Origin of the sequence: Pseudoalteromonas sp. MMG013, from assembly GCF_018100885.1 — a bacterium.
Lineage (GTDB): Bacteria > Pseudomonadota > Gammaproteobacteria > Enterobacterales > Alteromonadaceae > Pseudoalteromonas > Pseudoalteromonas aurantia.
In genome coordinates, this window is the sequence record NZ_JAGJEE010000001.1 from 211,734 (window position 1) to 222,544 (window position 10,811).

10 protein-coding genes are annotated in these 10,811 nt (G+C 41.3%); 8 read left to right on the forward strand and 2 right to left on the reverse strand.

What is annotated here, in order from left to right; genetic code table 11:
- The first annotated feature begins 15 nt into the window (after positions 1 to 15).
- Positions 16 to 969 carry a 23S rRNA pseudouridine(2604) synthase RluF gene (gene rluF / locus J8L98_RS00920; protein ID WP_210994870.1) on the forward strand — a complete coding sequence of 318 codons (954 nt, stop codon included), beginning with the start codon at positions 16 to 18 and terminating at the stop codon, positions 967 to 969.
- Positions 970 to 1,010: 41 nt separating this feature from the next.
- Here rluF and J8L98_RS00925 read toward each other — a convergent pair whose 3' ends face one another.
- Positions 1,011 to 4,076, reverse strand: a complete 3,066-nt coding sequence (locus tag J8L98_RS00925) for an efflux RND transporter permease subunit (RefSeq protein WP_210994871.1) — start codon at positions 4,074 to 4,076, stop codon at positions 1,011 to 1,013.
- Positions 4,077 to 4,078: 2 nt separating this feature from the next.
- Positions 4,079 to 5,158, reverse strand: coding sequence for an efflux RND transporter periplasmic adaptor subunit (locus J8L98_RS00930; protein ID WP_210994872.1), 1,080 nt, complete (start codon positions 5,156 to 5,158; stop codon positions 4,079 to 4,081).
- 108 nt (positions 5,159 to 5,266) lie between these two features.
- On the opposite strand from J8L98_RS00930, the gene J8L98_RS00935 reads away from it, so the two are divergent.
- The 7 genes from J8L98_RS00935 (at position 5,267) to phrB (ending at position 10,810) form a co-directional block, all read left to right on the forward strand.
- Positions 5,267 to 6,157 (forward strand): LysR family transcriptional regulator, encoded by an 891-nt coding sequence (locus J8L98_RS00935; protein ID WP_210994873.1) that lies wholly within the window; start codon positions 5,267 to 5,269, stop codon positions 6,155 to 6,157.
- Positions 6,147 to 6,452, forward strand: coding sequence for an MGMT family protein (locus tag J8L98_RS00940; RefSeq protein WP_192509225.1), 306 nt, complete (start codon positions 6,147 to 6,149; stop codon positions 6,450 to 6,452). Before J8L98_RS00935 ends, J8L98_RS00940 begins: the two co-directional genes overlap by 11 nt.
- Positions 6,453 to 6,538: 86 nt before the next feature.
- Positions 6,539 to 7,114 carry an LON peptidase substrate-binding domain-containing protein gene (locus tag J8L98_RS00945; protein ID WP_210994874.1) on the forward strand — a complete coding sequence of 192 codons (576 nt, stop codon included), beginning with the start codon at positions 6,539 to 6,541 and terminating at the stop codon, positions 7,112 to 7,114.
- A gap of 57 nt (positions 7,115 to 7,171) precedes the next feature.
- The gene (locus tag J8L98_RS00950; protein ID WP_210994875.1) at positions 7,172 to 7,795 is read left to right on the forward strand and encodes a sigma-70 family RNA polymerase sigma factor; all 624 of its coding nucleotides are present in this window, start codon (positions 7,172 to 7,174) and stop codon (positions 7,793 to 7,795) included.
- Positions 7,788 to 8,453, forward strand: coding sequence for a ChrR family anti-sigma-E factor (locus J8L98_RS00955; RefSeq protein WP_210994876.1), 666 nt, complete (start codon positions 7,788 to 7,790; stop codon positions 8,451 to 8,453). Before J8L98_RS00950 ends, J8L98_RS00955 begins: the two co-directional genes overlap by 8 nt.
- A gap of 9 nt (positions 8,454 to 8,462) precedes the next feature.
- Complete coding sequence (locus J8L98_RS00960) at positions 8,463 to 9,422, forward strand: DUF523 and DUF1722 domain-containing protein (RefSeq protein ID WP_210994877.1); 960 nt, start codon at positions 8,463 to 8,465, stop codon at positions 9,420 to 9,422.
- Positions 9,422 to 10,810 (forward strand): deoxyribodipyrimidine photo-lyase, encoded by a 1,389-nt coding sequence (gene phrB / locus J8L98_RS00965; protein ID WP_210994878.1) that lies wholly within the window; start codon positions 9,422 to 9,424, stop codon positions 10,808 to 10,810. The genes J8L98_RS00960 and phrB overlap by 1 nt, the downstream gene beginning before the upstream one ends.
- The last annotated feature ends 1 nt before the right edge of the window (position 10,811 follow it).

The following is a 10,811-nucleotide window of genomic DNA, read 5'->3' on the forward strand; positions in this document are numbered from 1 at the left end:
AGGTAAGAGTAACAAGTGACGCAATTAACCCGCCTAAATAAATATATAAGCGAAACGGGATTCTGTTCTCGCCGAGAAGCTGACAAACTTATAGAGTCAGGCCGAGTTAGGGTCAATAATGCTCTACCTGAAATGGGCGTAAAGGTGAGTGATTCCGATACAATTACTGTAGACGGTAAGCCTCTAAAAGCGAAGCCTAAATGTGTATATATTGCGTATAATAAGCCTGTAGGGGTCACGTGCACGACAGAACGAAAAATTAGAAGTAATATTGTTAGCGCGATCGACTATCCTGAGCGTATTTTTCCAATCGGTCGATTAGACAGGCCTTCTGAGGGACTCATTTTTCTGACGAACGAAGGTGATATCGTCAACAAAATATTGCGAGCGGGGAATAATCACGAAAAAGAATACGTGGTTACTGTTGATAGACCAATTAATAAAAGGTTTATTGAACGAATGGCTGGTGGAATTCCAATTTTAGACACAGTCACCAAAAAGTGTCAGGTGAAACAAACGTCGAATAAAGAGTTTGTGATTGTGCTAACTCAAGGGTTGAATCGTCAGATCCGACGTATGTGCGAATATTTAGGCTATGAAGTTGAAACGTTAAAGCGTGTGCGTATTATGAACGTAAGAATGGAGGGTCTCAAACCGGGTCAGTGGCGTCATTTAACGCAAAAAGAAATGAATGAAATAAATAGCTCTATCGAATCGTCAGCTAAAACGGAAGAGGGCTCAATTGACCCAAATAAAAGGCCGGAAAGAAAGCCAAACGTTCACGATAAAGAGCAAGCTGATAGAAAAGGGGTTAATCGTGAAGAACATTCAAAGCCACAGCGAAATGACGTAAAAGCGCGGCATAAAGTTGAGAAAAGCGCGTCTAAACCTAAAAGAGCGAATAATAAGGCGTCAACGACAAACAAGCCAGTTAAACGCAAAGGTGGCACACTATCACTGAAGAAATAATAAAAGGCCCAGAAGGGCCTTTTATTGGTTTATGGGAAGAACTAAGACGTACTCGCTTCGTGTTTAATGCCAAATAATAGACAATACATAACAGGCACAAATACGAGAGTTAATATTGTTGCAAAGCCAAGTCCAAACATAATTGTGACTGCCATAGACTTGAAAAACACATCAAATAATAGTGGGATCATCCCTAAAATGGTTGTAATTGCCGCCATGGAGACTGGTCGAACTCGACTGACGCCAGAGTCAAATACGGCCATGTAAGGTGGCTTGCCTTCTTGCAATTCTAGGTTGATTTGATCAACAAGTACGATACCATTTTTAATTAACATACCAGACAAACTTAATAGCCCAAGCAGTGCCATAAAACTGAATGGCGCGTTGAGTGAGACTAGCCCAGCTGTTACACCAATAATCGCAAGTGGCACAGTTGACCATATTACTAATGGCTTTTTAACTGAGTTAAACAGCAATACGGTGATCATGAACATCGCCAAGTATCCGATAGGTAATGAACCAAAAATAGCCGTTTTTGCTTTTGACGATGATTCAAATTCGCCGCCCCAGCTCATTTCATAGCCATTAGGGAGTTCAATTGCTTCAATGTCATTGCGCACGCGGTTAAATAGTTTTGCAGGTGTTTCATCACCAATAACATTATGATCTGCCATAACGGTAATCGTGCGTTTTCTATCCCGCCTCATGATCAGTGGGTCTTCCCAGAGCACATTAAAATCGTCGACGATTTGGGTTATCGGAATGTATACATTGAGTAACGGGCTAAATATCTGTAAATCACTGAGGTTTTCTACATTCTTACGCTCTTCTTCGGGAGAGCGCGCGACGATGGGCAACAATTGTGTACCATCTCTATACAGGCCAACTTTATTACCAGACACACTGGTAAGCAGTAATTGATCAAGGTCTGATTTACTTATGCCTAATCGACGTGCTTTCTGCTCATTAAATTCAGGACGGATTACTTTGGTTCTTTGACGCCAATCGTCTCGAATATTAAACGCCTTAGGGTCTTTAGCGAGCATTATTTGAGCTTGTGCAGATAACCGACGAAGGATAACGGGATCAGGGCCTGAGAAGCGAGCTTCAATTTTTGCTTTGGTGGAAGGGCCGATCTCCATACGTTTGATGTTTAACGTGCCAGTTAAGACATGTTGTTTTTCAAACTCTCTTAACTTCGCAATCATATTGGTGACCGCTTCACGGTTTTTAACACGGACAATGAGTTGTCCGTATGCGTCATATTGTTGCTCAGGAGAATACGTTAACATGAAACGTGGGGCGCCTTGCCCAATTGTTGAGGTAACTTCTAGCACTAAATCGTCATTTTGCAAAAATCGTTCTATTTTCGCAAGGTTATCAGCTGTACTACGAATGTCAGCGCCTTGATAATGCCAATAGTCTACGTAAAACATAGGGGTGTTCGATGACGGAAAAAATGATTGTTTAACTGACTTAAATCCAAACAAAGACAGGCCGAGTAACGCAATCATGATCATAACTGTAGATAGCCTGTATTTCAAAGCGGTGCTCAGTAGAGCTTTATAAAGCGTGAATATCATGCCTTGATATGGGTCTTGCTGTTGTACTTCTTTACTTGCAATCGTCGCCTTAAAAAGTAAATCAGCAAAAAATGGCGTCAATGTAATCGCAGTAACCCAGCTTAACAATAATGAAATAAGTAGCACCCAAAATAAAGAGCCTGCAAATTCGCCACTGGCATCACTACTTAGACCAATAGGAGCGAAAGCGGTAATGCCAATAACCGTTGCGCCTAATAAAGGCCACTTTGTTTGCTCCACAATATTGATGGCTGCTCGTAGCTTAGTTTGACCACGTTTTAAATTGATCAAAATTCCTTCAGTGACAACAATGGCGTTATCGACCAGCATACCCAAAGCGATAATGAGTGCACCCAGAGAAATACGCTGTAGATCAATTGCAAATAGCTTCATAAAAATGAAAGTACCAAGGACTGTCAGAAGCAATACCGCACCGATTAATAAGCCACTTTTTACACCCATAAACAGCAATAAGACCACAATAACGATTGCCACGGCTTCGATAAGGCTGATTATAAATCCATCAACTGATTTTTGTACTTCATTAGGTTGATGGTATACCACATTAATTTCGATGCCATGCGGTCGCTGATATTCTAGTGACGCAAGGTGTGCCTCCATTGCTTGACCAATATCGACAACATTTACACCAGAGCTAAAAGAGACACCTACGAGTAGAGCTCGCTGTTCATTAAACCGTGTAATGTGCTGTGGAATTTCAGCATATTCACGACTCACGCTGGCAACGTCACCTAAATATATAAGCTCTTTTGCGCCAGGTTTCGATATCAACAAATGTTCTAGTTCTGTGACATCTTGGAACTCACCCGTTGGATGGAGGCGAATAGACTCGGCGCCAACTCTTATTTTTCCAGCATTTGAAACGCTGTTTTGCGCTTCTAAAAGTGAGAATATACGAGAAGGGGCAATACCGAGTTGAGACAACTTATGTGTCGCAATTTCTACAACGACTTGAGCTTGTTGTTCTCCTGCTACAGTGATTTTACTCACCCCTTTAACCAATACAAGTTCACGCTTTAGATAATCAACATAGTCTTTGAGTTCATCGTAGGAGTACCCATCTCCTGTAACCGCATACATAACCCCATATACATCTGCAAAATCATCAATAACTTTAGGTGTGTAAACACCTGGTGGTAGGCTAGGGGTTAGATCATTAACTTTACGGCGCAGTTCATCCCAAATTTGTTTAAGGTCATTCTTACGGTAGGTGCTCTTCATCTCAACGGATATTTGTGATTTTCCTGCCGATGAAATCGACGTAACGTAATCAACATAGGGGAGCTGTTGTATGGCATTCTCAATTGGAAAAGTGACCTCTTCTTCAACTTGTTGTGGAGAAGCGCCTGGGTACATTGTCACTATCATGGCTTTTTTTAAGGTAAATTCTGGGTCTTCAAGTTGGCCCAAACCAAAATAGGAAATCGCGCCAGCCAAAAGTAGCAGCAATGCAAACATCCAACTTATTACTTTGTTTTCAATTGACCATTTAGCTAAGCTCATTGTTATAGCCCTCGTTCTTTAGCCCAAGGTCGTACTCTTAAACCTTGTTTTAAATGGTGTACACCCGCACCGACGACAATATCTGTGTTTGAAAGGCCTGACAATATTTCTATACCTTGGTCATACATATCACCCACAGTGACCGAATGCATAGAAATCGTCTGGGTTTGTTCGTTGTACAACCATACATAGGCATTGTTGGTGAGTTGCTCTGTTTGCTTTGAAAAAACGGCTTCAACTGGAACAAACAGCTTTTTGGCAGGCAGCTTTGTTACTTTACTGTGATCTATATATACATGACCACTCATACCGGCAAGCAAATTAAAGTCCTTAGGAATTGGTAGGGTAAATACGACTTTGTAACTTAACGTCGCTGGATCTGCCTGTGTATCCCACTCTTTAATGGTCAGCTGATATGATTTAGACGGATAGCCGTCAAAAACTACACTGGGGTGATAATCTAGATCTTTATTAACACGAGCCACCAACTTTTCGGGTACTTGTATGATCACATCCATCATGTCTCTGGTTTCTAGACGAAGGATGTTTTGCTTGGCGACCACACTTTCATAGTTTTTAACAAACACTTTAGCAATTGTGCCACTAAATGGTGCTCTCAATTCAGAGTTTTCAAGATTGGTTTTGGCAATTTTAAACGCAGACTCAGCGACTTGTTTGTTGGCAAGCGCTTGGTCAAATTCAGACTTGGTGGCGATTGATTTATCGAAGAGCGATTTTATTCGTGCTAGTTGTGAACGTGCCAATTCAAATTGTGCACTACGTTGCTCGTATTGTAACTGTAGATCCTCAGGGTCAAGTTTTGCAAGCAACTGGCCTTTATCAACATGCTGCCCAGCAAGAACTGGAAATGCAAGCAATTCACCATTGACTCTAAATGCAAGATAAGAGCCTTGGTTTGCAACCACCTCAGCAGGAAAGCTGCGAACTAACCCTTGCTGGGAATCAGTCACGGTCACTAATTTTACCGGTCTAATAACCTCGGCTTGTGAGTTCTGTTCTGTGGCATCTTGGCAGCCGAGCAATAAAAACAAGGCGATCGTAATAGCGGTGGACCTTAGCATGGTAAAACTCCATCTTAAATTCAGTGTATTAATAATTGTGGTGCACGATATAGAAAAGCACGATAAAATAAAAATTATATAATATTTGAATTTATATAAATACTTATTATGAAGATCAGTGATATTGAAATGTTACATGTTGTGGCCCATTCTCGAAGCTTAAACGAGGCGGCACAAAAGCTATATAAAACGCAGCCTGCGATCACGCAGGCTATGAAACGACTTGAAAGTCAATTGGGGTTTAAGTTGTTCGACAGGCAAAATTATCGCGTGGTCCTGACAGAGCATGGCCAGCGATTTTATAAAGAGTCTACGAAGTTAATTGGAATAAGAGATGATTTACAAATCATGGCCAATGAATTCTCTGCAGGAAATGAAGCAAAGTTAACGATATGCTATGAACCACTATGCCATCAAAGTGCTTACAATCAAGTTATTGCGTCGGTGTTTAAGCAGTACACTCAAACAGAAATAGCCATTACCAGTGGCAAGCGGTTTGTTGCGTTAGAACAAGTTAACAGCGGCGATGCAGATTTAGGCATTGGGCCGTGGTTTGATTTGTTTCATTCCACAGGAGATTTAGACTCGATTGCAGTAGGGGAGTTTAAGCTTGGACTAGTCGCAAAAACAGGTTTACTGCCCAGTGCCTTACCTTATGAGGCGCTTGCCAATTACCCATGCTTAGCTATGTTCGAAAGTGGTTTTGATTTTGATAGTGAGCGGCTTGCTTATGTTCGCGGCACAAATGTAATGAAACTCGATGATATCGCATCAATTAAGTCATTTTTATTATCAGGGTTAGGCTTCGCAATGATAAGCCTGAGCCACTGCCAAAATGAATTAGATGCAGGATTACTAGAACGCATTACGATTACTGATCGACAAGACTCTTTTACTGCGGGGATCCATGTATTTCGTCAACATAATAAACACCATGGACCCGTAGCTCGTAAAGTATGGTCTGATTTTCAAGAATTAGGGAAAGTGTATGGAAGATGAGCATAAGCAATTACTGTTTACATTAATAGGCAGTGTTCCCAGTGGTAAAGTTGTGGCTTATGGCCAATTGGCTAACTTAGCTGGGTTACCCCGTCAAGCGAGGGCCGTCGGTCGGCTATTGAAAAACCTTCCTGAAGGTACAACATTGCCCTGGCACCGAGTGGTAAATAGTCAGGGTAAGATCTCATTTCCTGCTGGCTCAGAAAAATTTAATGAACAAAAAGGACGCTTACAAGAAGAAGGTATTGTATTTAAAAATGATAAAATTAATATGACGGAGTTTCAATGGTGTTGAGTAATCGGGGCTTTAAATGATGTAGTTGATCTGATAGTCCCTGTGCAGCGTATCATTTACAAAGTTATCTAATGTAATCGTTGCCAATGAAATGTGCTATTTTCCCACTCCCGATCTTTTTACTGCCAGAAGGGTATACTCGCTTACGAATTTTTGAAGAGAGATATCTTCGCATGGTAAAAGAGTCGTTAAAAAGCGAAACAGGATTTGTGCTGTGTAATACCGACAATACAGCCAATAAAGGGGCAATATATGAAGGTGTTTATGTTGAAATCGTGGATTTTTCGCAAGATGAAAGCGGCTATCTTCTTGTCGATGTTTACGCTTTATCCAGCGTGAACATTACCAATGTTGTCGAGGATAGCACTCAGCTTCGTTATGGAGATATGATCTTTGAAAAAAGGCCGCTTTGGAGAAGCAATTTAGATCCTAAGCGCTGTCATCATATTGAATTGGCCACAATGTTAGAAGAAACATTCAAAAATCATCCACATATTAGTTCACTTTATAAAGAACAAGCTTTTGATACACCGGTTTGGGTCGCTTCTCGATGGCTGGAATTATTGCCACTTGAGAATGGACAAAAAGAAAAAATAAAGACTGTGACAGACTTTGAACAAGTTGTTGATTTCCTTCATACTGTTTTAATCGAATCTAAGTGATCGCTCTGGTAATAATATACGTATTGTCTTTTAGTAAGCACAAACGAGGCATAGGTTATGGTTAGCCAGTTATCGAGTACAGCTGTACCGCAAAATTCTGGACACACTAAAAGTATGGAAGATACTCCTACAAAAGCACTTTCTAGTGCATTAGTTAAGGTTGCAGAGCAACGAGACAAAACCGCGTTTGCGGTATTGTTTAAATACTTTGCACCCAAAATAAAACGATTTGGAATAAAGCAATATGGTTCTGAAGCAATGGCGATGGAGCTAGTTCAAGACACAATGACGTCAGTTTGGCGAAAAGCACATTTGTATAGTCAAGACAAAGGGGCGGCGACAACGTGGGTCTACACGGTTATGAGAAATGCATCGTTTGACGCACTGCGAAAAATAAAAAGCAAAAAAGAAGATCAGATAAGCGAAGACATTTGGCCGACTTTGCAAGAAGGCGAATGTAGCAATGATGGTTTTAATGACCATCTACAGGATAAGCAGATTCAGAAGTACATTAGTTGTTTACCCAAGGCGCAACAAGAAGTTGTAAAGGGGGTTTACTTTCAGGAAATGTCGCAGGAACAACTCGCTGAGCAGTTAAACATCCCTGTGGGGACTGTCAAATCGAGGTTACGTCTCGCTTTACAAAAATTAAGAGCGGAAATGGGAGATAGTCATGATTAAGCATCACCCTACACAAGAAATGTTAACACAGTTTGCCGAGGGTACATTACCGGCGTCTTTGAGTATTGCTATTTCAGCGCATGTAGAGCTATGTCCCTGTTGTGCCAAACAAGTGAAGGCCTTGGAAAACGATAGCAGTGAAAGGTATTTTGTTCAAATTGATGATGATTTGGGCGGTGATTTAAGCACTGATGTAGATTTTGCTGAGATGCTGAGTGACATAACGTCTGATGATTCGATCACTCAGGTACACAGATACATCCCTCAAACGTTACAATATCAAGCAAAAGAAGTGATTGTACCCAGAGCGATTGCGAGTATCGAGCGGTCAGACTTCTCTCAGGTAGGAAAACTGTCTCGGTCGCGTCTAGACTTAGAAGATGGGGAATTAAGGGCTAGCTTATTACAAATAGCGCCTGGAGGGGAAATACCGAACCATACTCATACAGGCTTTGAGTTAACGCTATTATTAGATGGAAGCTTCGAAGACGAGTCTGGAACTTACGTTGCAGGTGATTTTATTTGGTTAGACGGGCGACATTCACATACGCCGCGCACTGAAAACGGTTGCCTGTGCTTTACTCTGGTTAATAGTGCGTTACATTTTAATAAAGGGCTCAGTAAGTTGTTGAACCCAATTGGCAATCTTATTTATTAAGAGGTGGATATGGAAACTTTTGAGTCAACTATTCAAATAGGGATAAGTGCTTGCCTTGCCGGTGAAAAAGTTCGCTTTGACTCGGGTCACAAACGCTCTAACTTTTGTATGGATGAATTAGGGAACTATGTTGAGTACAAGAAGTTTTGCCCAGAAGTTGCCGTGGGAATGTCAATCCCTAGAGCAACAATAAGGCAGGTCCGTGTAGGCGACACAATAAAGGTGTGCCGGCCAGATGGGAGCGGAGATGTAGGGCAGAGTTTGACGGCATATGGAGAACGAGTTGCAACTGAACAGGCAAAAGAGTTGTCTGGGTTTGTGTTTTGTGCAAAAAGTCCAAGTTGCGGCATGGAGCGGGTCAAAGTATACAATGAAGCAGGTACCGGGAACTCTTCTGAAGGCATCGGTTTTTTTGCAGCGCAAATAATGAAACATAATCCGAATTTGCCGTGTGAAGAGAATGGGCGATTGAGCGACCCACACCTGAGAGAAAATTTTGTCATGCGTGTCTATGTCTATAAACATTGGCAAACGTTGAATTTAGATTGTGTTGGGGTGCATGAGCTGACACGTTTTCATGCCAAACATAAATATTTGTTAATGAGCCATAATTACGAAGCGTATAAAGCGCTGGGCAGATTGTTAGGTAATGCGGTAGGACAGGATATTGAAAAGATAAAAGCGCAGTATATAAGTCATTTAATGAAAGGGTTATCTAGGCCAGCTTCACGTAAAAACCAAGCTAATACACTCAGTCATTTGCAAGGGTATTTTAAGAATGTGTTATCTAAAATCGAGAAGCAGGAATTATGTGAAGCGATTGAGCAGTACCGAGGAGGGATCGTGCCTTTATATGTTCCTCTCACCTTACTGAAACACCATTTAACCGTCCATAGTAATGATTACTTGACTGAGCAGGTGTACTTCAATCCATACCCTAATGCGTTAAAACTGAGGTTTGGCATTTAATGGGCGCCTTGTTTTGGTTTCGACGGGATCTTAGGTACTTCGCCAATGAAGCATTAATTGAGGCAATTGAAAGCGGCGCCAAATCGGCGCTTTTTTTTGTCTGTGAGAGGCAATGGATTGGTAAGCACGGTGCTGCACCGATTCAGTTTGATCTCATCAAGAGAAGAGTGGACTATTTGGGAAGGAAATTGGCGCAATACGGTATCAACTTGCATGTGGAAGTAGCTGATACTTATGCAGAAATACCTGCTCTGTTAAAGCATTTTTGTGTAGCGAACGATATCGAACAAATTTTTGCCAATAAAGAGTATGAAATTAATGAGGTTTTAAGAGACGAGCAATGTAGATCATTAGGCATTAACTTAAGGTTATTTGATGGTGACGTGATTGCTAAACCCACTACGGTGGTGACTAAAAACAGTGAGATGTTTAAAGTTTTCACGCCGTTTAAAAAGGCGTGGCTAAAAATTTATGAGCAACAGATGTTCATAGTCAAACCTTGGAGGGTGGTTGCCCAAACAACCCCTTCAATTGAGTGGCAAACACCTGAATGTTTGAATACCGACAATTCGTCTCAAAAGTGGCCTGTTGACGATGAAAATCTATTTGGCATAGCCAGTCGTTTTGTACAAGAGAAGTGTACTCATTATTCATTACATCGCGATGTACCAAGCATAAAAGGGACATCCGGGTTAAGTCCTTATATCGCCATTGGGGCGATTTCAGTTAAGCAATTACTGGCTGAAGTACAATACTATTATCCTGATATTCTTCAAACACCGAGTAAGCGTGAATTTACTTGGATTAACGAGTTGATATGGCGCGAGTTTTATCGGCATCTAATCAGTGCTTTTCCGTCTTTGTGCCAGTACAAGAACTTTAATCGTAAATATGACACCGTAATTTGGCAAGATAGTGACGCGCAATTTAAAGCTTGGTGCACGGGCAATACGGGCTACCCAATTGTTGATGCTGCTATGCGTCAGCTCAATCAAACTGGATGGATGCATAATCGATTAAGAATGATCGTAGCCAGTTTTTTGACTAAACACTTACTGATAGATTGGCGTAAGGGAGAACGTTACTTTATGAGCAAGTTAATTGATGGAGATTTGGCAAGCAATAACGGAGGATGGCAATGGGCTGCGAGTACGGGATGTGATGCCCAACCGTACTTTAGGATATTTAACCCGATCACACAAAGCAAAAAATTTGATCCTGAAGGCGCCTTCATTCGTACCTATATACCTGAGCTGGTTGATGTTCCAAATAAATATATTCATTTTCCACATGAGTATTTAGCGGAGTCACCAACCTGTAATTATTCATCAGCGATTGTTGAGCATAAAGCGGCACGGCAGCGCGCATTGGACGCATTTAAGGTTTGAT